18 protein-coding genes are annotated in these 20,655 nt (G+C 52.6%); 8 read left to right on the top strand and 10 right to left on the bottom strand.

Going from position 1 to position 20,655, the window contains the following annotated elements:
* From E1162_RS09160 to E1162_RS09150, 3 genes are all read left to right on the top strand, one after another.
* The coding region (locus E1162_RS09160) for an outer membrane protein (protein WP_257098876.1) at positions 1–706 on the top strand (706 nt) is incomplete at its 5' end.
* 458 nt (positions 707–1,164) lie between these two features.
* Entirely contained in the window at positions 1,165–2,337 is a 1,173-nt protein-coding gene (locus E1162_RS09155; RefSeq protein ID WP_155129783.1) for a porin, read from the top strand.
* A gap of 571 nt (positions 2,338–2,908) precedes the next feature.
* Complete coding sequence (locus tag E1162_RS09150) at positions 2,909–4,102, top strand: porin (RefSeq protein ID WP_155129779.1); 1,194 nt, start codon at positions 2,909–2,911, stop codon at positions 4,100–4,102.
* A 115-nt stretch (positions 4,103–4,217) separates the two neighbouring features.
* On the opposite strand, the gene E1162_RS09145 is transcribed toward E1162_RS09150, so the two are convergent.
* On the bottom strand, positions 4,218–6,455 hold the full coding sequence (locus E1162_RS09145; RefSeq protein ID WP_155129776.1) for a lytic transglycosylase domain-containing protein: 2,238 nt from the start codon (positions 6,453–6,455) through the stop codon (positions 4,218–4,220).
* Positions 6,456–6,775: 320 nt separating this feature from the next.
* Here E1162_RS09145 and dapA point away from each other — a divergent pair, with 320 nt between their 5' ends.
* From dapA to E1162_RS09125, 4 genes are all read left to right on the top strand, one after another.
* On the top strand, positions 6,776–7,654 hold the full coding sequence (gene dapA, locus E1162_RS09140) for a 4-hydroxy-tetrahydrodipicolinate synthase (RefSeq protein ID WP_155129773.1): 879 nt from the start codon (positions 6,776–6,778) through the stop codon (positions 7,652–7,654).
* A 53-nt stretch (positions 7,655–7,707) separates the two neighbouring features.
* Positions 7,708–8,187, top strand: a complete 480-nt coding sequence (gene smpB / locus E1162_RS09135) for an SsrA-binding protein SmpB (RefSeq protein WP_155129770.1) — start codon at positions 7,708–7,710, stop codon at positions 8,185–8,187.
* A gap of 59 nt (positions 8,188–8,246) precedes the next feature.
* Positions 8,247–8,777 (top strand): inosine/xanthosine triphosphatase, encoded by a 531-nt coding sequence (yjjX, locus tag E1162_RS09130; protein WP_155129767.1) that lies wholly within the window; start codon positions 8,247–8,249, stop codon positions 8,775–8,777.
* 76 nt (positions 8,778–8,853) lie between these two features.
* Entirely contained in the window at positions 8,854–9,741 is an 888-nt protein-coding gene (locus E1162_RS09125) for an AEC family transporter (protein WP_155129764.1), read from the top strand.
* A gap of 60 nt (positions 9,742–9,801) precedes the next feature.
* Here E1162_RS09125 and parC read toward each other — a convergent pair whose 3' ends face one another.
* A complete protein-coding gene (gene parC / locus E1162_RS09120; RefSeq protein ID WP_155129761.1) occupies positions 9,802–12,051 on the bottom strand; it encodes a DNA topoisomerase IV subunit A in 2,250 nt (749 codons plus the stop codon).
* A 281-nt stretch (positions 12,052–12,332) separates the two neighbouring features.
* On the opposite strand from parC, the gene E1162_RS09115 reads away from it, so the two are divergent.
* Positions 12,333–12,728, top strand: coding sequence for a hypothetical protein (locus tag E1162_RS09115; RefSeq protein ID WP_155129757.1), 396 nt, complete (start codon positions 12,333–12,335; stop codon positions 12,726–12,728).
* Here E1162_RS09115 and recO read toward each other — a convergent pair.
* From recO to rpoZ, 8 genes are all read right to left on the bottom strand, one after another.
* On the bottom strand, positions 12,725–13,477 hold the full coding sequence (gene recO / locus E1162_RS09110; protein ID WP_155129754.1) for a DNA repair protein RecO: 753 nt from the start codon (positions 13,475–13,477) through the stop codon (positions 12,725–12,727). The two genes, E1162_RS09115 and recO, sit on opposite strands and share 4 nt — an antisense overlap.
* 20 nt (positions 13,478–13,497) lie before the next feature.
* The gene (gene era, locus E1162_RS09105) at positions 13,498–14,481 is read right to left on the bottom strand and encodes a GTPase Era (RefSeq protein WP_155129751.1); all 984 of its coding nucleotides are present in this window, start codon (positions 14,479–14,481) and stop codon (positions 13,498–13,500) included.
* A 4-nt stretch (positions 14,482–14,485) separates the two neighbouring features.
* Positions 14,486–15,196: a ribonuclease III gene (rnc, locus tag E1162_RS09100; protein WP_155129749.1), complete on the bottom strand. Its 711-nt coding sequence runs from the start codon at positions 15,194–15,196 to the stop codon at positions 14,486–14,488.
* Between the two features lie 48 nt (positions 15,197–15,244).
* Entirely contained in the window at positions 15,245–15,997 is a 753-nt protein-coding gene (gene lepB / locus E1162_RS09095; protein ID WP_155129746.1) for a signal peptidase I, read from the bottom strand.
* Positions 15,998–16,131: 134 nt separating this feature from the next.
* The gene (gene acpS, locus E1162_RS09090; protein WP_155129743.1) at positions 16,132–16,557 is read right to left on the bottom strand and encodes a holo-ACP synthase; all 426 of its coding nucleotides are present in this window, start codon (positions 16,555–16,557) and stop codon (positions 16,132–16,134) included.
* A 46-nt stretch (positions 16,558–16,603) separates the two neighbouring features.
* Positions 16,604–17,215 (bottom strand): DUF2062 domain-containing protein, encoded by a 612-nt coding sequence (locus tag E1162_RS09085; protein ID WP_155129740.1) that lies wholly within the window; start codon positions 17,213–17,215, stop codon positions 16,604–16,606.
* A gap of 406 nt (positions 17,216–17,621) precedes the next feature.
* On the bottom strand, positions 17,622–19,850 hold the full coding sequence (locus E1162_RS09080) for a RelA/SpoT family protein (RefSeq protein ID WP_155129737.1): 2,229 nt from the start codon (positions 19,848–19,850) through the stop codon (positions 17,622–17,624).
* Positions 19,851–19,940: 90 nt separating this feature from the next.
* Positions 19,941–20,336 (bottom strand): DNA-directed RNA polymerase subunit omega, encoded by a 396-nt coding sequence (gene rpoZ, locus E1162_RS09075; RefSeq protein WP_155129734.1) that lies wholly within the window; start codon positions 20,334–20,336, stop codon positions 19,941–19,943.
* Between the last annotated feature and the right edge of the window lie 319 nt (positions 20,337–20,655).

Below are 20,655 nucleotides of genomic sequence, written 5' to 3'. Positions count from 1 at the left end.
GAACGGTACCGCAGTGGATCGCTCCCTGTCCGATACCGTTACTTGGTCTGCAACTTACACCAAGAACCTCGGCGCTGGCGTAACTGGCTTCGTTGGTATCGAATCTTCCGACGAGCGTGATCAGCGCGTATTCGACGGCACTGCAGCTGTTGCTCACGACGGTGGTCTTCCAGCAGTTATCGCTGGTCTTGGCTACAACCAGGGCTGGGGCTCTCTGAACCTTCACGGTGCAGTTAAAGAAGTAACCGCTGCTGGTGCAGAAGGTGAATTCGGCTACGCTGTTCAGGGTACTGCTAAGTTCAACCTCGACATGCTGACCGCTGGTTCTTCCATCGTATTCAACGCAGCATACACCGATGGTGCTCTGTCTTACGTTGGTGCACGTTCTGACGCACGTGACTTCGACGGCGTTCTCAACGGCAACAAAATCGAAACCACCAAAGCATACTCCCTCGGCGCTGGCGTTATCTTCCAGGTAATGGAAGACGTATCCCTGCGCGCTGAAGGTACCTACCTCGACGTAGACGCTTTCGGTTCCGCTCTTGACTACGACCGTTACGCTGTAGCTGGTTCCGTAGACTGGACCCCTGCTGCTGGCCTGCGCATCGCTGGTGTTCTCTCCCACGCGAAGAACGACTTTGCTGACGTTGCAGTTGCTGACGAAGAAGAAACCCGCTTCACCGTACGTGTACAGCACGACTTCTAAGATCAGCTGATCTTGTAGTCATCCTCTCCTCGGAGAGGGGGATTCATGGCCCCGATAGCGAAAGCTGTCGGGGCTTTTCTTGTTTTAATGTAGGTACTTTTCCACAATGGGAATTGTATTTATGCAGAATGCAAAAAATTACATAAAGCTAAGGCGTAGGTTCTCCGGGTTGGAATTAAGTTATTGTATTTAAAGATATTATATGGGTCCAATTGTTTGCTTTGAATTTTTTTCAGCTAGCCTAAATCCGTTGTTGCAGTTTTGACACACGGTTTTTAGGGGCTGCCTCTGAAACCAAGGGGCGAGCTCTGTAGATATTGCTACTGACAAAACAATTAGTCACTTTCACCTAGCAGCCGGACGGGGAAACGTCTGGCGCAGGGGTTTTCGAACCGAATAGCGGGTCCAAACCGCAGCTCACGGTTCGAATTAGAGACTTTTTGGAAGGTCAGGAAATTATGAACGTTAAAGCTATTGCTATCGCAGCTGCTGCAGCTGCTGCAGCAACTTCCGCATCCGCTGCGGATCTGCCAGTTGTTGCTGAACCAGTTGACTACGTACAGGTATGTGACGCATTCGGCGCTGGTTACTTCTTCATCCCAGGTACTGACACCTGCTTGAAAATCTCCGGTGAGACTGAAGTTGAAGCTGAGTGGACCAACACTGCTGCTGAACTGGAAGACCTCACTGTAACTGCAGACTCTGAAGTTGTTTTCGACGCGAAAACCCAGTCTGAATTTGCTCTGATCGAGACTTCCATCTCCTTCTCTTACGGCTACACTAATGCACGTGCGGCTGATGAAGGTTCCGTTTCCGGCGGTGACTCCTACATCACCATCTCTAACGACATGGGCGCACTTTCCATGGGTTACGGCGGCTCCATCTTTGGCCCTTACTGGGATGCTGAAGACGGCCTGTACATCTCCTACTCCAAGTCCCTCGGTAACGGCGTAACTGCTGCAGTAGCTCTTCAGGAATCTGAAATGGCATACAGCGCAGCTGGTACGAGCGAGTGGGATGTTATCGGTACTGTAGGTATCACTCAGGGCTGGGGTTCTGTTGACTTCGCAGCTGCATACCATGTCGTACAGGAAGAAGTTGCTGGTGGCGATGAAGAGTCTGGCTACGCAATCGCAGCGGACGCATCCATCGACCTCGGTATGAATGGCGCAACTCTTGATCTCTCCGGTATCCTCTACGATCAGGCATTCGGTTACACTGGTGAAGATTCCGACACTAGCGCACACGACCTTGCTGGCCGTCACGGTTACGAACTTGATGCAGCAGTGTCCTTCGATCTGTCCGACGCTCTGTCTGCAGACCTGAGCGCTGGTTATGACGCATGGGACTACGACAACCCACTGCTCGTAACCGACATTGAAGACTCTAAGGTTTCCTTCGGTGCAGGTCTTGCTTACGCAGCATCTGACGAACTGGACCTCGGCGTAACTGCTGACTGGGGTAAGCTTGACTCTGACGCAGACGCAGAAGTTGACTTCGGTGCAACCGCAACCTGGACTCCTGCAAGTGTTATGACTTTCGCAGCAGAAGCTGAGTGGGACAACGTCACCGATGCAAACAACGGTGAAATGGAATCCACCTACACCTTCACTGCAACCTACGCATTCTAATTTGATCTTTCAGATTAGCTAGGTTCGGCGGGTAACCGCTGAGGTGAGCTCCGGCAGGGAAACTTGCCGGAGCTTTCTTTTGTCTAGGTATACGTTGAGAAGCCGTGCTCGGTTACTGGCCCTTGAACAAATGGGGCGGACAATTAAATAGGTGAGGAATGGAAAAGGCTGTGCTAGCCTTTGTCATGGTTGGTTTGATTTTCCTGATCTTCCAACCAGTCTCTCAGCCCGGCGGCTTCCAACCCGCCGGGCTCCCCATTTGTGGCTGCAAAACTCTGCGATTTTCACGATGGGGCTTCTTGCGCGTGTTACCCCACGCATTTCAATTCCTGAAAACCCCATATTGTTTTGAAGGCTTAAGAATCCGCTAGTTGGAACTCTTCGGGCGTTTTTTGCCAACCAATGGCGGTTAATTGCGTAAAAGTGCCATAGGTAAGACTATCAGCATGTATTGTTCTTGATAGAACAGCCTAGCGTTCAGTTGGGGTGTTCATCACGCAGCAATGCGGGGAACGATCTGCTTTGCCTTTTCGGTTCAGCAGGTCTGAGTGACTGGTAAAGGAACCCTGTTATGCTGAGAAGAATTGTTTTACCCCTCGTTTTTTCCGGGCTTATGGCGCCGGTCGGGGTTGCTAAGGCAGCTGATTTGCCTGAAAAGCCAACCCTTCCGGTTTACGCCGAGCCACTAAACTACGTTAAAATTTGTGATGCTTATGGTGCTGGATATTTTGTCGTTCCCGGCACTACCACTTGTCTAGGTATTGGCGGGCGTGTGCGTGTGGATGCGCAGGCGCTGAACTTTGGTAGTCCGCCGAGCAACTGGTCCGAGCGTCAATACGAAGGAATGCGCTATCGTGCGCGCTCTTATCTTACGCTGGACGCTTACACCGACAGTGAGTTTGGTTTGATCAAGGCGTATTCAGAGATGATCGTGACTTCGGATAGCACGAATGTCTCCCGCGGGCCTGATCTTACATTGAACCAAGCATACATCCAGTTCAACGGATTCACCTTTGGCCGTACGCAGTCGTTCTTTGATTTCTTCACCGGCGCAACCTATGGCTCGCTGAACCGCAACTGGGCAGATGATAAAACATGGGTGGCGGCTTACACCGCTGTTCTTCAAAACGGTATTTCAGTTTCTGCCTCTCTGGAAGACCCTGCAAGCAGAGTAGAGGGTGTCTATTACCAGCCCGATCATACTTGGAGCGGAGCAGGGGGAAATAGACTACCTTCGGCAATCGTGACGGCTCGGATTGATCAGGGCTGGGGAACGGCAAAGTTCTCAGCTGCATTCCAAGAGGTTCGTCCATTGGATTCAGGTGCTGACACAACGCTTGGATGGGCGCTTGGACTTGGTGCGATTTTCAATATGCCAGAGCTTGGTGATGGCGATGCAATTGCGTTGCAAGCCCAATACACCAACGGTGCCGTTGGCTATTTGAACGCAGATGATGTTTATGATGCATATTCCGACGGGAATAAGACAAAGAACACCAATGCGTATTCGATTTCAGCGGGTTACACTCATTACTTCACACCCGAGGTCCGCACCGACTTTGACACCAGTTTCATGAATGTTGAAGTGCCAAGCAACAACTACCACAATGACTTTTCACGCTTTGCGGTGGATTGGGATGTGGCGTGGACGCCAGTTGCAGGGCTCGAAATTGGCTTCGATGCAGCATATGCAGAGACATTCGTGAAGGGTGAAGACGACTTTAGCGAAGCAAGTGCAACGGTGCGTGTACAGCGTACTTTCTAAGCTTCCATTTCGATATGTTGAGACGAAAAAGGGCGGAAACTTCCGCCCTTTTTGTTGGTTTAAGTCGCTCGAAAAATGATTCAAGTAACTTGCCTAAGTTGCTGATGTATAATGATTAACGGGTTATGTCTCTGGCGATTGCAAGAGGCTTTCCATCAATCTTGTGCCTGTAGACCTGCAGGTTTTCGGTGATGCGCTGAACGTAGCTTCTGGTCTCGCCGTAAGGGATCATTTCAATCCAATCTACTGGATCGATCTTGCCGCTGCGCGGATCGCCAAAACGTTCAATCCACTCATAAACCTTGTTCTTGCCTGCGTTATAAGCTGCAAATGTCAGGATGTACGAGCCGTTGAATTCTTCAACGAGTTCACCAAGATGGGCCGCGCCTAGTGTTGCGTTGTAGGCCGGATCTGCGGTGAGTTTACGTGTGCTGTAAGGCACGCCGATATTGCGGGCAGTGGCGCGCGCAGTGGCCGGCATGAGCTGGAGAAGGCCCAGAGCACCTGCGTGGCTTTTAGCGACAGGGTTAAACGCGCTCTCCTGACGAGCAATCGCGTAAACCATTGGCTTTTCTACGCCTTTGGTGATCTTCGTCTTTGCCGGAATTGCAGCTGTCGGGTAGGCAAGTGTGCTTGCATCAAGGCGTCCTTTTTGGGCCACCTTGCCCGCCATGAGCGACCACTGGTAGAGGTCTTTTTCTTCAGCCATTTGCGTGAGCAGACGAAGCTCGGCGTTGGTAGAAAACTTCTCCGCAAGTTGGCGATAAAGCAGCAGTGTATCGGAATGCATGCCCGCTTCGTCTAACCGGCGAATGGCACGTACCATGTCGTTACTGTTAAATGCCTGCCGCGTTGCGCTTGTTACCTTTGGCAGTGGCTGTAATGGCAGGCTGGTGTAACCGAGTTTGGTCAGAGCGAGCTGGCCGTAGTACGCCGTCGAGTACTGGGCAGCATTCCTGTATGCACCTAATGCACCATTTGCATCACCAGCTACTTCCTTGGAGCGGCCGATCCAGTAGTGCGCTTTGGAAAGGGTGATTGGCGTCTGCGCAATCTTCAAGATATTGCGAAAATGTGGTTCGGCTCTTCGCGGATCGTTGAGGAAGCGAAGGGCGTAGAAACCAGCGTGCCATTCAGCCTCTGTGTATTCGGCTGGGCTTTCAGCCGCGTGACCTGCTGCAATCTTGTAGGCGCGCTTTGGATCACCTAGCTCAATAAGCATGCGGGAGACAACGCGCCGCTGTACCCACCACTCATCGGGATTAACGAGTGCTTTTGCATCGCGCGGTGCTTTTTCAAGAAGCGCTGCAGCGGTCTTATAGTCAGAGGCTTTACGAGCCTGTTTGACCTTTGCGAAAATCAAACCTGGTTCGTTGCGCATGGAGCGGGGAACACTCGCCAACAACTTGTCAGCGTTTTTCGCGCCGCGGATTTGTGCGATGCGAGCCTTCACATAAGCCTGATGATTACGCGAGAGCCTCGGCAGAAGTCGTTCTGCTGAACGCGAGCGATCACGATAGAGGAACATCTCCGTGCGCAGACGGTGGTCTTCTTGTGAAAGCACTTTGGAGAAGGTGGAGAGGAATGAGTTCTCACGGCCCTCAAGCAGCTCGGTATGCCAGATTGGCGCAGCGAGGGCACGAGCTTTTGAATTGTTGCCCGTTTTTACATAAGCGGTTGCGAGCGCTATTTTTCCCTCAAGGCTTTCTGGAGGGGAAGAACCGAATGCACCGATGATCTGATGCGGTGTCAGGTTCGCTTTTGCCAGTGTTGCCTCAGCACGGGCGCGGGCAATTTTTGGGCTTGGCCAATGAGGCGCAGAAGCTGCAAAACCGGTAATGAGATGGGTTGGTACTTCAGGTCCGCCCCTTACCATCAACTGCCAGTCCATAATGCGGCGGTCAAGGTTTGCTGGCATCGCATTGCGCATGGCAATAGCTTCTGAAATCTGCCCTTTTTTCATCAAGGTCAGTGCTTCCTTCAGCTGGCTGACAGGCGCATTGGAACTTGGAATGCTGTCACCCATAACGGTGTACTGGGCAACGGCAGCAACGTGGTTTTGCAGCTTGCTCTGGCCCGCTAACGGGTCTCCAGCATTTGCATAAGCAAGAGGCTTGGCAGGTTGCGGGCTTGCGCTTTGTGGCGCGCTAGCTACCGTGCCGCCGCTAAAAGGCTTGGCGCGTGGTGCATGGGAGACAACGCTGCTTACAACATCGACAGGGTTAGAAGATGCAGAAAAAGGCTTTGGCTGGGGCGTGCTCGCGCTATAGGCGGCTGTAACGGGTGAGGTGCTCACAGCAATAACTATGGAAAATAGGCTGGCACCGGCGAGAAATGCTTGGGAAATACGCATGATACAAACAGGGTCCCGTTACTCGTAGGGTCGGGGTAATGTGCGACGGCTTCTTTTAGTTTAGAGGTTTTTCCTAGGGTTTGAATGCCATAAAACTGGTAAATGAAACCTTAAGTACCCTATAGTGAAGCCTATAATTGAGCTGGAAGCCTATCCAGAAATGGGGGCCGAATTTTGTCGTTGTATTTTAGGCGAATCTTTTAGATATCAGTGTAATGACCGTTGAAGCGGCGGCCATTCATAACTATTGTGACGCTCCGCACCCCCTTTGTTTTTATGGGTGTGTTTTGTTTTGCTGTAATCCAACGAGGAACTTGGAAATGTTTAAGGGATCAATCACCGCACTCGTCACTCCTTTTAAGGATGGACAAGTGGACGTGAAAGCCTTCCAGGAATTCGTGGATTGGCAGATAAAACAGGGCACCCACGGGTTGGTGCCCGTGGGAACCACCGGCGAGTCTCCAACCTTGACCCATGATGAGCACAAGCGCGTTATCGAGCTGTGCATCGAGGTTGCTGCCGGTCGCGTACCAGTTATGGCTGGTGCCGGTTCCAATAACACTGTTGAAGCGCTTGATTTTGTACAGCATGCGCAAAAGGCTGGCGCAGATGGTTTGCTTATCGTAACGCCTTACTACAACAAGCCTAATCAGGCTGGCTTGAAGGCGCATTACTCTGCCATCGCACAGTCTACCGATCTGCCGCTCTTCATCTACAATATTCCGGGCCGCTCCGTGATCGACATGACCAGCCAGACCATGGCGGAACTGTCCGAAGCGCATTCCAATATTGTGGGCGTGAAAGATGCGACTGCAAACATGTCCCGCGTTTCCGAGCAGCGCCGTCTGTGCGGTAAAGACTTCATCCAGCTTTCTGGTGAAGACATCACCGCACTTGGCTTTATGGCACACGGTGGCCATGGCTGCATTTCTGTTACTGCAAACGTTGCACCAGCACTTTGCAGCCAGTTTCAAGAAGCGTGCATCGCAGGTGATTATGCGACTGCTCTTGAAATTCAGGACCGTTTGGCACCACTTCATAATGCACTGTTCATCGAACCAAACCCGACAGGCGCGAAATTTGCTCTGTCCTTGCTTGGTAAGATGCAAAACAATGTGCGTATGCCACTTGTCTCCATTGCGCCGGAAACTGAAGAGAAAATCCGCGCTGCAATGGTGCATGCAGGTCTGATAAACTAATAAAACAGATAGAGGCGGGGACCGCCCCGCTTCTCTTTATCTAAGGAAAAGAAATGGCTGCCAAAAAGGGTAGTTCTACCGGTCCAAAAGTTGTTGCGGACAATAGGAAAGCCCGTTTCAACTATGAAATCGAAGATGTGTACGAAGCCGGTATCGAGCTGAAAGGTACCGAGGTTAAGTCTTTGCGCGAGGGTAAGGCCAATGTCGCTGAATCCTACGCTGCCGTAGAAAACGGTGAGATGCGCATTTTCAATTTCTATATTCCTGAATATCTGCAAGGCAATCGTTTCAATCATGAGCCGCGCCGTCCGCGCAAGCTGCTGTTGCACCGTCGTCAAATCGACAAGCTTGCGGCAGCTATTGCCAAGGAAGGCAAAACAATCGTTCCTTTGAAGGTGTACTTCAATGACAAGGGACGTGCGAAAATGGAAGTGGCTCTGGCTCGTGGTAAAAAGCTACATGACAAGCGCCAGACCGAGAAATCTCGTGACTGGAACCGCGAGAAGCAGCGTCTTTTGAAAACAAGCGGATAAGTAATCCGTCGTTATTAAAGCGGGCCAATGGCCCGCTTATTTTTTGAGGGGAAGCCTAAATGCGCGTTGTCGTAGCTTCGGGAAATCCGGTTAAAGTTGGCGCTGTGAAAGCAGCGTTCGAACTGAAGTTTGAAGGTGATGCGCTCTCCTTTGAGAGCGTTAATGTACCGTCCGGCGTTCCTGACCAGCCGATGGGTGATAGTGAAACTAGCGATGGGGCGGTCAACCGCGCCCAAAACGCTCGCGCTGCCATGCCGGAGGCTGACTTTTGGGTTGGTCTTGAAGGCGGTATAGATGAAGTCGGCGGCAAAGCCTTTACGTTCGCTTGGATGGCGATTGTCAGCAAGGATGGCCAGTTGGAAACTGGTCGCTCGTTGAGCTTGCCATTACCGGACCGCGTTCTGGAGTTGGTTAAGGCGGGCACCGAGCTTGGCTATGCGCTGGATGAGGTGTTTGCCACCACAAACATCAAGCATCAGGGCGGTGCCTTTGGTCTGCTTTCCGACAATTACATCACTCGCCAGTCTGTTTACACAGATACGTTGGTTTGCACTTTGCTGCCGTTTGTTAACCCTGCCTATAAAGCCTAACGGGTAAGGGGCGTGGTTCCTTAAAACCTCTCTGTCATGCTTTGCCTTTGTACCTACTGGATGGAGAAGGCAAGGCATGGAAGGGAACGCACTGCAGGTTTTAGCCGTGATGTTTCCGGTTATTCTAGCAGCCTCTTGCGGTTTCTTCTTCGCCAAACGTGGCTTGCCCTTTGAACCCCGTGTGATCAACAGCGTTGTTGCCAATGTGGCGATGCCATCGCTGGTGATTTCCCATCTTGCCGCCCAGCACATCAGCTTTCTCGCATTTTCTAAGATGGTTTATGGCGCTGTAGCCGTTGTTGCCTGCTTCATTGCTATCGCGCTGGTGTTCTGCTGGGTGTTTGGGTTGAAGCCTCGGGTTTATCTCAACGCACTGTGCTTTGGTAACGTCGGCAATGTGGGTTTGCCTATTGTGTTCTTCGCTTTCGGTGCGGAGGGGATGGCTTATGCGCTGGCGTTCTGGATTGTCATCGTTGTTGGATTGTTCACCATCGGCATATGGGTGCCGCAGGGCTCTATCAGCTTTCGCAGGCTGGTTACAACGCCGAACATCTATGGCGTGGTGATTGGTGTTGTTCTTATTGCTACGCAGACGAAACTTCCTCTGCCCCTGCAAAATGGTCTTGAACTGATTGGCGGTGCGTGCATTCCGCTTATGCTTATGACGCTTGGCTATTCAATCGCAGAGCTTCAATACAAGATGCTGGTGCGCGGGGCGTTGATTGCGCTTTTCCATCTCGGTAGCGCGTTGATCGTCGCGTTTGGTTTGGCGCATGTCTTTGCTTTTGAAGGGGTGGCTCGGGGCGCTTTCATTTTGGAGGCGGTGATGCCCAGCTCCGTCTTTGCATACCTAATGGCAGAACGCTATGCCAACGAGTACGCAGGCGAGGTTGCGAGCGTCGTGTTGTTCTCGACCATGTTCGCGCTTCTATCGCTGCCTGTTGTGCTGTTCATTCTGCTTTAGCAGGATACAAAAAAAGCCTGCCGATGAGGGCAGGCTTTTCCATTTGGGTTTGGGGAGCAGCTAGAGGCCGCCGCCTCCGAATTTGTTGGAACGTGGGAAGCCGTTTGGAGGCAGGCGTCCTGCCTGTCCACGGTCGCCGGTCCAGTCGCTCATTTCTTCCATGGTGCGGTTGAATGTGCGGCCGGAGCTGTCTGTCCAAGTAAAGCCTGCATCTTTTGCAAAGACCTTTGCATCGGAAATGCCGCCATCGCGGTAACGCTGCAAGCGCACACCGCGCCCGCGGGTCATCACAGCGATCTGCGAGAACGGGAACAGCAGAAGCTTACGGTTTTCACCGATCACAGCAACGTAATCGCCGTCAGCAGGAACACAAAGGCGCGCCTCAGCCGGTGCTGTAACATTGAGCACCTGCTTGCCCTTACGGGTGTTGGCGATAACGTCCGCTTCGTTCACCACAAAGCCGCGAGCTTCGGTTGACGTCAAAAGCAGCTTACGGTCCGGTTTATGTACGAAGACCTTGAGAATATCGTGGCCTTCTTCCATATCGAACATCAGGCGGATTGGTTCGCCGTGACCACGGCCACCCGGCAGTTTGTCCGCGCCCATGGTGAAGAACTTGCCGCCTGTGGTGAAGACGATCAGCTTGTCTGTGGTCTCTGCATGGAAGGATAGTTTCAGCTTGTCACCCTGCTTGAAGGTGAGGTTGCTAACGTCCTGTACATGGCCCTTCAGCGCACGTATCCAGCCCTTGTCGGAGACAATAACGGTGATCGGTTCTTTCTCGATCATCGCCTGCTGAATATCGCCAAGGTCGTGATCTTCGATAGTGCCGAACTGGGTGCGGCGCTTGCCGAGTTCCGTCTCCGGGCCGTATGCCTTGCCGATTTCAGCAATCTGGTTGGATACACGGTTCCAGAGTTTGGTGTCAGAACCCAGAAGGGCAATCAGACCGTCACGCTCTTTAGAAAGCTTGTCGTGCTCTTTGCGGATTTCCATTTCTTCCAGCTTGCGCAAGGAGCGCAGGCGCATGTTGAGAATGGCTTCCGCCTGCACCTCGGTGAGAGAGAACGCACGAATGAGTTCTGCCTTCGCATCATCTTCTTCGCGGATGATGCGGATCACTTCATCAAGGTTCAAGAACGCGATCAGGTAGCCTTCAAGAACTTCAAGGCGGTGGTTGATCTGGTCCAAACGGTGGTTGGAACGGCGGATCAGCGTTTCCTTCTGGTGCTCCAGCCACTCTTTAAGAACGTCCCGCAGGCTCATAACCTTTGGAATGCGGCCTTGAGACAGCACGTTCATGTTGAGGGAGAAGCGGCTTTCAAACTCGGTGAGCTTGAAGAGCGATGCCATCAGAAGGTCAGGATCAACGTTCTTGTTACGCGGTACCAAAACGACGCGAACGTCTTCTGCCGATTCATCGCGAATATCGTCGAGCAGAGGCAGCTTGCGCGCCATAAGCAACTCAGCGGTCTTCTCGATCAAGCGGGACTTTTGAACCTGATATGGGATCTCGGTGACAACGATCTGGTAGGAGCCGCGCTGGCCTTCTTCCTTGTGCCATTTGGCACGGGTGCGGAAGCTGCCACGACCAGTCTCGTAAGCCTCAAGGATACTGGCTTCATCGTTGACGATGACGCCGCCGGTGGGAAAATCCGGCCCCTTGATGAACTGAAGAAGATCTTTGTTTTCTGCCTGCGGGTTGGCAATCAGGTGACGGCTGGCCTCGCATAGCTCGAACGCGTTGTGCGGAGGAATGGAGGTTGCCATACCCACCGCAATACCGGTGGAGCCGTTAGCCAGCAGGTTAGGGAAGTTGCCCGGAAGAACGACAGGCTCCTTATCGAGGCCGTCGTAGGTCTCGCGGAAGTCAATCGCGTTCTCGTCCAGCCCGTCCAGTACGCGCTTGGCGATGTCAGTCATGCGCGCTTCGGTGTAACGCATCGCAGCGGCGCTATCACCGTCGATGTTACCGAAGTTGCCCTGACCATCCACCATCGGGTAGCGAACGGAGAAGTCCTGAGCCAAACGAACAAGAGCGTCGTAAATCGCGGCATCACCGTGAGGGTGATATTTACCCATCACGTCACCGACTACACGCGCGCACTTCTTGAAGCCTTGGCCCGGGTCGAGCTTCAACAGTCGCATTCCGTATAGAATGCGCCGGTGAACAGGTTTCAAGCCGTCGCGCACATCCGGCAGCGCACGATGCATGATGGTCGTCAGGGCGTAACTGAGGTAACGCTCTTCCAACGCATCTTTAAGATTTACGGACTCCGGGCCGTCCTGGCCGATCAGTTCTTTTCCCATAGGTCTTGGTTACCCCTAAAGGCGCTAGGCAGGCAATGCGGCGCAGGTGATTGTGGCGTCATAATCCTCAGGATACCCACGGTTTTCCGCGGATTAGGTGGTTTGCAAACGTGTTTGTGCGTGGAACGCTCGCCACTCTCTGTTCTTGCTTTACCCCTCTTAATGAAACGGTAACCCTTATAAATAGGGGGCTTAATTTTTTGGATCTTTATTCTATTTTGGTGAAATTACGCTAGGGAAAGATATGAGTTTGCGAAGAATAACCCGAAAAGGGGACGCGTATGACAGAAGATCGTGGCCAGCTATCGTTTGTAGTTCCAACCGCTTTACTAGTGTTCGCACTTCCTCTTTTGCTTCTGCCACTTCTGCTTGGAAGTGGCCATATGGGCTCTGTCAGCGTGGCGGAGCAAGATGATTCTCTGGATCCCATAAGAGGTTTTCAGGCGGCCCAGCATACCGATCAGCAGCCACTGGGCGCAGAAGATAGTGACGGGCAGCAAAGCGCGCCTGTCTTGCCATCTATATCGCAGCCGAAGTCTTTGGAAGGTACTACAGAGCGTTCCAGCAATGATCAGTCAGGTGCAAAACCTGTTGCAGCTGATGATGCAGCAAGCGAGAAGGCAAGCACAGCCCACGGTGCTGGTGTGCCTGAAAGCTCCGATAGAGTAATGGATTAATCAGCTTTTTCTTCGGTCGCTGCTGCAATGCGCGTCAGCTCGAAAAGGAAGCTGTCTCTGGCGCTTGGCCAGATGATGTTGCGCGGCTCGAAGATGTATTTGAACAGGAAGAAGCCTGTCAGCTCGAACGCGTTCTTCAAGTCCTGTGCATTTGCAGTTGCTGTGAGCTGCGTGTTCTTCATAAACGGGGGTAGGGGAAGGAGCTTGGCTGCGTATGGTTGCCCAGCCTGACGGCAAACGGCGCGGCCAGAGCGGGGCGACACCCAGATCAACTCTTCTTGCGTTCCTGTCGCAGCACATTTCTTCAGATCCAGCCCGAAACCCAGTTCGTTAAGCAATTGCAGCTCGAAACGAACCATCAGCACGCTGGCAATTTCCGGCGCTTCCATATGATCAAGGATCACATCAAGGGCATGATAAAGGGCGGGGTGCGGATCACGTTCTGGTAAAAGGTGCAGAAGAGCGCAGAGGGTTTGCAGGCCATGAATGCCAAAGGCGCTTTGCATCAAGTTTGCAGCGCGTAGGTTCATAGGCTCAATAGAGAAGTTGCCCAAATGCTCTTCAAGGCGTGCTCGCCAAGTGAGGGTAAGCTGGTTGCCCAGTTGAAGAGCGGGCTGCTGGCGGCGGGAACGCCCGCCGCGCACAAGGCCGTAGCAGCGCCCCCTATCGGGGGTTAGCACCTCCAGAAGCAGGTTTGAATCACCCTGTTTTCTGGAACCTATAACGATGCCTTCGCTGCTCCATTGCATTTACTGTTTTGTCTTCCGGTTTAGCGCGGGAAGTCCAGACCCATGTTGCGGTAGCGCTCAGGATCGTCGGACCAGTTCTCGCGTACCTTCACAAACACGAAGAGGTGGATGCGGGTTTCGAAAGCCTCTTCCATCTCTTCACGTGCTCTTTGGGAGATCGCTTTGATGGTCTGGCCTTTGTTGCCCAGCACAATGCTCTTCTGGCTGTCACGCTCTACGAAGATGGTCTGCTCGATGCGAACAGAGCCGTCTTTCTTTTCTTCCCAGCGGTCAGTTTCCACGGTGGAGATGTACGGCAGCTCCTGATGGAGGCGCAGATACAGCTTCTCGCGGGTGATTTCAGCAGCCAGCATGCGCAGCGGCACGTCAGACGCCTGATCTTCCGGATAGAGCCATGGACCTTCCGGTACATGCTCACCGAAGTAACGCAGGATGTCTTTGGTACCGGAGCCGTTCAGCGCGGAAACCATGAAGGTTTTGTCAAAGCGAGTGTACTCGTTTGCTTTTGCAGCAAGGTCGAGCAGCTTTTCACGCTTGGTGATGTCTACCTTGTTGAGGATCAGAACCTTAGGAAGTTTGATGTTCTGCAGTTCAACGAGGATCTTCTCAACTTCTTCGTCGATGCCTTTTTTGGCGTCGATGAGTACGGCGATCAGATCGGCATCTTTTGCGCCGCCCCAAGCACTGTCAACCATTGCGCGGTCAAGACGGCGCTTAGGTTTGAAGATACCTGGAGTATCAACGAAGATGATCTGGCTCTTGTCTTCCATAGCCACACCGCGAATGAGGGCGCGGGTGGTCTGCACCTTATGGGTGACGATGGAAACCTTGATGCCGACCAGCTGGTTGAGCAAGGTCGATTTACCGGCGTTTGGCGCACCGATGAGGGCAACAAAGCCTGCGCGGGTATCTTCACCAGTCCCGATGATCCCACCGGAAATGTGGATGCCCTGAAGCTCTTCGTTGTTCTCGGTGTCGTGGTCGTTTTCGTTTTCGTTTGTCATATTTTTACTCGCTCCATACGCCTTCGCGGCGCAGGATTGCTTCGGCAGCGGCTTGCTCGGCAATACGTTTGGACGCGCCAGCGGCGACGCCCGGGTCCACGCCAACCACCATAACTTTTATTGTAAAGTTAGGGGCGTGGTCAGGTCCTGTGCGCTCAACCAGCTCATAGGTCGGTGTTGGACGACCTTTGGACTGGGCCCACTCTTGAAGAGTGGTCTTTGCATCGCGCAGCGGCCCTTTGTATGACAGCATCCGCTTCTTGAAGAAACGTTCTACAAAGTCTGCGGCTACCTCGTAGCCAGCATCCAGATAAATTGCGGCAATGATACTCTCGCACATATCGGAGAGCAGGGCGGCTTTTTTACGGCCACCGCTTTGTGCCTCGGCTTCGCCAAGGCGCATATGTTCGCCAACCTTCAGCTCGTTTGCGACTTGCGCACAGGTCTCACGCTTTACAAGCTGGTTGAGACGGCGTGCAAGTTCGCCTTCTTCCGCTTCAGGAAAGGCTTTTTCAAGCATAGTTGCGACGGCGAGCCCCAGAACACGGTCTCCAAGAAACTCCAGTCTCTGGTAGCTCTTCAACGGCGCCTTGTTCGCAGGCAGAGCGCTTGCATGACTAAGCGCCCTGTCAAGCAGGGTCTTGTCTTTGAACTCATAGCCGATGCGTGCTTCCAGGGCTGCATCGGAACCTTTTTTTACTTTTTTTGCGTTCATGTAAATGAATCTAGATCCATGCCTGCGGTTTGTGGAGCAGGGCTTTTTTTAAAGGAGATCACCCAAGCGGCTCCAACGAATGCTCCAAGGCCACTTCCAGAACATCCATGCCGGCTGACCTTCTTCTACAGAGAAGAAAATGATCTCTGCGCGGCCGACAAAGTTCTCGTAGGGCACATAACCCACGCTGTTCAATACGCGACTGTCAGCGGAATTATCGCGGTTGTCGCCCATCATGAAGTAGTGACCTTCAGGAACTTTGTAAACACGTGTTGTGTCAAGTGCTCCGTTCGGGACGAGATCGAGTGTATGGTAGCTTACGCCGTTTGGCAGTGTCTCAACATAACGAGGTACGCGGTTAACGTTGCCATAGCGATCTTTTTCGATGAAGTCATCGATACGTTCGCGTTTGACTGCCTTACCATTAAGGAAGAGCACGCCATCGATCATCTGCACTTCATCGCCCGGTAGGCCGATAACGCGCTTGATGTAATCTGTAGAGTTGTCACTTGGCAGTTTGAACACGGCAACATCGCCGCGCTCTGGCTCATCACCCCAGATGCGGCCGGAAATAGGAGCCAGACCAAACGGGAAAGAGTAGCGGCTGTAGCCATAGCTGTATTTGGACACGAACAGATAGTCGTTGATCAGCAGCGTGTCCTTCATAGATCCGGACGGGATAGAAAATGGCTGGAAGAGGAACGTGCGCACAATCAGGGCAAGCAGCAGCGCTTGGGCGATGACCTTAATGGTCTCGTAAATGCCGCCTTCCTGTTCCTTTTTTTCGTTGGAAACGCTCATATCAATCCTTCATGTCAAAACGTGTCGCGGATCCTCTGGATCCCGGGCAGCCTGAATCAACACTTTTGCCGCCAAGACAAATTGCTCTGGTGAACACATAGCCTCTCATGAGGCGCCGTGCAATGCGTTAGCCTTTAGTTTTCGAGGGGATTCATAGGCCAATCCGCAGGCCAGGCCGAAATGACGACAAATGCTTGGGCAAGCGGGTAGTCGTCGGTAATTGTTAGGTCAATTCTGGCGGTAAAGCCATCCGGTATCATGGACTTCAAACGCTCGGCTGCTCCGCCCGTAAGCTGCATGGTCGGTTTGCCGCTAGGAAGGTTCACAACCCCCATTTCCTTCCATGCAACGCCCATGCGAAGACCGGTGCCAAGTGCCTTGGACATTGCCTCTTTTGCAGCAAAGCGTTTGGCATAGGAAGCAGCTCTTTGAGCGCGCTTATCGGACTTTTGCTGTTCGATTTCGGTAAAGACGCGTTTGGTAAAACGATCCGCAAATCGTTCCAGTGTTTGTTCAATGCGCCGAATGTCGCAAAGATCGCTGCCAATTCCGATGATCATTCAGTCCAGTTCCCTTGTGGTGGCGTGCCTTTTGAGGTGCACTCTATCACAGGAGATTGTCGCTGTTCTGTTTCTTTTGAACGCGTGCACGTTGTCTTGCTGCGATTTCAGCAGCTTTCTGGCGCAGCTGAAGCCGGTGATTACGCGTGTTCTGGTAAGCCTGAACGCCAACACGAACGATGACATAAAAAACAAGTCCAACCACGATCCCGATTGGAACCGAACCAATGAGCATTGGCTTCATAATCGGCCAAAGCGCATCAAACGACTTGTTGAAGATGTGATCGCCCATTTCTACCGCGTGGGTGGACTTATGGACCGGCTTTCCGAGGATCAGGTTGCCCAGCTTGAGCGTAGACATCCAGAGGAACGGAAAGGTGAGTGGGTTGCCGACAGCGGTGCCAATAGCAGAAGCAAGCAGGTTGCCGCGCAGGATGTATGCAGTGATGGCAGCCAGAATGAAGTGAAAGCCCGGCAGCGTCGTGCAAGAAACAGCAGCGCCACACGCAAAGCCGACAGCAACGACATGCGGGCTTGCAGACAGACGGATAACGCGCTTTGACAGATACCGATAGGAACGAGCCCAGCTGCGACGCGGCCAGACAGCGACCCGCAACCGCTCAATGTGACTTGGTTTCTGACGACGTTTAAAGAGCATTCTGTCCCGTTTGCGTTCAGCGTTCTTGGTTTTGTTGGTGCCGGAAGGTACCCCGGTTTTTTTCGAGCGGCTTTTGTCCTTAAGCGGTTTTCTACGTCAACGGCTTAATTCTATCGAGTTGCAAGCAATCATGGAACATCAACGTTGGATGGACACCCGTCTTGTAACCTGAAAATAGCCGACAGCACGTTAACACGGGCATTTAGACACAGAATTATGTCAGGTTTTTTCGCTTAGGAAGCCTCTCGGTTTTTGAGTTGGTGAACGATTACCAAAATATTCCCTTAGGGGCGAATGCGCTTAAGCGCACAGGTAATTCCCCTAGCTTAATAGATTGATTGAAGGACAAAAAAAGGGCTCTTCCATGACGAAGAGCCCTTTTTTTACGTTGTGATGCGCTGTAAATTTAGCCGTTTACGCGTTTTGCCTGTGAAACGTTTGATTTAGCGCGGAGCTGGTTCAAGATTCTGTTGAGGTGTTTGAGGTCCCATACCTCAACATCAATCAACATTTCGTGGAAGTCGTTCGCCTTGCGGATCATCTTCAAGTTGTCGATGTTCCCGTCGCATTCGCTCACAACGCCGGTGATTGCAGCGAGGGAGCCGGGCTCGTTGACGGCAGAAACGCTGATCTGTGCCGGGAAGCGGGATGGCATCTCCGGATCAATGTCCCAACGGACGTCAAGCCAGCGGTCTGGTGCATCGTCGAACTCTTTAAGGTCAGGCGACTGGATCGGGTAAATCGTAACGCCCACACCCGGAGTGAGGATGCCAACGATACGGTCGCCCGGAACAGCGCCGCCATTTGGAGCAAAACGCACCGGTAGGCTGCTAGACATACCGCGAATTGGCAGGCAGCCATCTGTTGCGTCTTCTGGCGATGCACCCGGCACCTTGAATTTAACCGAGGCGTTCTGGTCTAGATCGAACCAGCCTTCCGATGCAGTGCCTGCCGGAAGTGTATTGGTAGACAGATCGGAGACGACGGAAACAAAGTCCGGATAGACCGCTTTGATTACATCGTTTGCAGAGACTTCCCCGTGACCAACTGAAACCAGAAGGTCTGCCGTGGTCTGGCAGTTAAATGTGCCCAGATATGGTTCCAGAGCAGCTTCTTCAAAAGTCTTTTCAGCCCGCTGGTAAGCGCGTTGCAGGATGTGTCTGCCAAGATCGCCGTACTGCTGGCGGGCGGAAGCACGCGTTGCACGGCGAATAGCTGCGCGGGCCTTACCTGTTACAACAATATCTTCCCAAGCCGGAGGAGGGGTTTGCGCCTGTGAGCGGACAATTTCAACCTCATCACCGTTTTGGAGTTCGGTTACGAGGGATGTGATGCGCCCATTGACCTTACAGCCAACACAGGTGTTACCCACGTCCGTGTGAACAGCGTATGCGAAATCGATTGGCGTAGCGCCGCGTGGAAGCGCGATAAGGCGTCCCTTCGGCGTAAAGCAGAATACCTGATCGTGGAAGAGTTCCAGCTTCGTATGTTCGAGGAATTCTTCTGGAGTGTCTCCATGAGCAAGCAGATCAATGGTGCCACGCAGCCATGCGTAGGCGCGGGAGTCTGATGTCATGGTGGAGATGTTACGACCACCTGTAACGCCATCTTTATAGAGCGCGTGTGCGGCAATGCCGTTTTCTGCAATGCGGTGCATCGCAGCGGTACGGATCTGTAGCTCTACGCGCTGGCGTTTCGGTCCAACCACTGTGGTGTGAATGGAGCGGTAATCGTTCTGCTTCGGAGTAGAAATGTAGTCCTTAAAGCGTCCCGGCACGCATGGCCACATTGTGTGAATGATGCCAAGAACGCGATAGCAGGATTCCACCGTGTTCAAGATAACGCGGAAGCCATAGATGTCGGAGAGCTGTTCAAAGCCCAAGGACTTCTGCTGCATCTTCTTGAAGATAGAATATGGACGCTTGCGGCGGCTGGAAACAACGGCGTTGATGCCACGCTCTGCAAGGCGCTCTGTCAAATCCGCTTCAATGTCGCTGATGAGCGTCGCGTTCTTTTCATGAATCTGCGCAAGGCGTTCAGTGATGGTGTGGCAAGCATCAGGATAAAGCGTGCGGAAGGAGAGGTCTTCCAGCTCTTCACGCAGCTCTTGCATACCCATGCGACCGGCGAGCGGCGCATAGATCTCCATTGTTTCTTCTGCAATGCGGCCACGTTTGCTTTCCGGCATGTGGTGCAGGGTGCGCATGTTGTGAAGGCGGTCTGCCAGTTTCACCAGTAGCACGCGAACGTCATCAGCAATTGCGAGAAGGAGCTTGCGGAAGTTTTCTGCCTGTTTGGCCTTGCGAGATACAAGGTCAAGTCGGCTAATCTTTGTTAGGCCCTCAACGAGTTTACCGATTTCTTCGCCAAACAGTTCGTCGATCTCGGCGCGGGTGGCGTCGGTATCTTCTATAGTGTCATGGAGAAGGGCGACGGCAATGGTTGCGTCGTCTAGCTTTAATTCGGTAAGGAGAGCTGCAACTTCAAGCGGATGCGAGAAGTAGGGGTCACCCGAGGCACGGGTTTGAGAACCATGCTTTTGCATGGCGTATACGTAAGCCTTGTTGAGAAGCGCCTCATCGGCGTTGGGGTTATAACGGGTAACCCGCTCAACAAGTTCATATTGGCGCATCATTTTGCGGCCGCTCCAGTAACTCTAAGAGGTTAACAGGCCGGCACGGCTCTCGACGGGCGCCGACACTGCCGGCGCCGACATCAAGAATTATTAATAGTCGTCGGAGCGCTCAGGTGGAACCAGTCCTTCGAGACCTTTCAACAGGTCTTCTTCGGAAATACGGTCGAATTCCACTTCGCTGTCGTCCACGGCACTGATCTGAACCGCATTAGGATTCGAAGGAACCATAGGTGCGGCTTCTGCTTCTGGCTCATCCACTTCAACATATTTCTGAAGGGAATGGATCAGGTCTTCTTTAAGGTCTTCCGGGCTAATGGTTTCATCTGCGATTTCGCGCAGAGCTACCACCGGGTTCTTGTCGTTATCGCGGTCTATGGTCAGCGGCGAGCCACTGGAAATCATCCGGGCGCGATGGCTGGCAAGCAGAACCAGCTCGAACCGGTTTTCGACCTTGTCGATGCAATCTTCGACGGTCACACGCGCCATACGAATTCTCCGTGTTTCTGGAAATTGATCCGGCCACCATTAATGCGCTTCAAAACTTAACGCAAGTCAAATCATAAAGAAAATAGTCCCTCTTCTCGGGAATTTCTCCTAGGTGAATTGACAGAGGACCTAGAGTGGCACAGATTATCAGTTGCAAGATGTAACGCAACACCGTGGGTGATAATAACCCGAAAACTAATGGAGTAGGGGTCCAAGGACCTCGAAATCCGGCCGAATGTAAAGCTAACACACTGGTTAAACGTGTTAATTTTTGCGTTAAAATGTATCTCTGCCTGTGGACATTTCATTGGCTGGTTTT

The organism is Pseudovibrio flavus, from assembly GCF_009711345.1.
Lineage (GTDB): Bacteria > Pseudomonadota > Alphaproteobacteria > Rhizobiales > Stappiaceae > Pseudovibrio > Pseudovibrio flavus.
Note: the sequence above shows the minus strand (reverse complement) of the source record. Positions and strands in the feature narration are given on the sequence as shown.

Bases quoted from the DNA above. Each gene is read 5' to 3' on its own strand.
- dapA (WP_155129773.1), top strand. From the start codon at position 6,776: ATGTTTAAGGGATCAATCACCGCACTCGTCACTCCTTTTAAGGATGGA.
- E1162_RS09125 (WP_155129764.1), top strand. From the start codon at position 8,854: ATGGAAGGGAACGCACTGCAGGTTTTAGCCGTGATGTTTCCGGTTATT.
- E1162_RS09085 (WP_155129740.1), bottom strand. From the start codon at position 17,215: ATGCTCTTTAAACGTCGTCAGAAACCAAGTCACATTGAGCGGTTGCGG.
- E1162_RS09080 (WP_155129737.1), bottom strand. From the start codon at position 19,850: ATGATGCGCCAATATGAACTTGTTGAGCGGGTTACCCGTTATAACCCC.
- parC (WP_155129761.1), bottom strand. From the start codon at position 12,051: ATGGGAAAAGAACTGATCGGCCAGGACGGCCCGGAGTCCGTAAATCTT.
- yjjX (WP_155129767.1), top strand. From the start codon at position 8,247: ATGCGCGTTGTCGTAGCTTCGGGAAATCCGGTTAAAGTTGGCGCTGTG.
- smpB (WP_155129770.1), top strand. From the start codon at position 7,708: ATGGCTGCCAAAAAGGGTAGTTCTACCGGTCCAAAAGTTGTTGCGGAC.
- E1162_RS09115 (WP_155129757.1), top strand. From the start codon at position 12,333: ATGACAGAAGATCGTGGCCAGCTATCGTTTGTAGTTCCAACCGCTTTA.
- rnc (WP_155129749.1), bottom strand. From the start codon at position 15,196: ATGAACGCAAAAAAAGTAAAAAAAGGTTCCGATGCAGCCCTGGAAGCA.
- E1162_RS09150 (WP_155129779.1), top strand. From the start codon at position 2,909: ATGCTGAGAAGAATTGTTTTACCCCTCGTTTTTTCCGGGCTTATGGCG.
- E1162_RS09155 (WP_155129783.1), top strand. From the start codon at position 1,165: ATGAACGTTAAAGCTATTGCTATCGCAGCTGCTGCAGCTGCTGCAGCA.
- era (WP_155129751.1), bottom strand. From the start codon at position 14,481: ATGACAAACGAAAACGAAAACGACCACGACACCGAGAACAACGAAGAG.
- lepB (WP_155129746.1), bottom strand. From the start codon at position 15,997: ATGAGCGTTTCCAACGAAAAAAAGGAACAGGAAGGCGGCATTTACGAG.
- recO (WP_155129754.1), bottom strand. From the start codon at position 13,477: ATGCAATGGAGCAGCGAAGGCATCGTTATAGGTTCCAGAAAACAGGGT.
- rpoZ (WP_155129734.1), bottom strand. From the start codon at position 20,336: ATGGCGCGTGTGACCGTCGAAGATTGCATCGACAAGGTCGAAAACCGG.
- E1162_RS09145 (WP_155129776.1), bottom strand. From the start codon at position 6,455: ATGCGTATTTCCCAAGCATTTCTCGCCGGTGCCAGCCTATTTTCCATA.
- acpS (WP_155129743.1), bottom strand. From the start codon at position 16,557: ATGATCATCGGAATTGGCAGCGATCTTTGCGACATTCGGCGCATTGAA.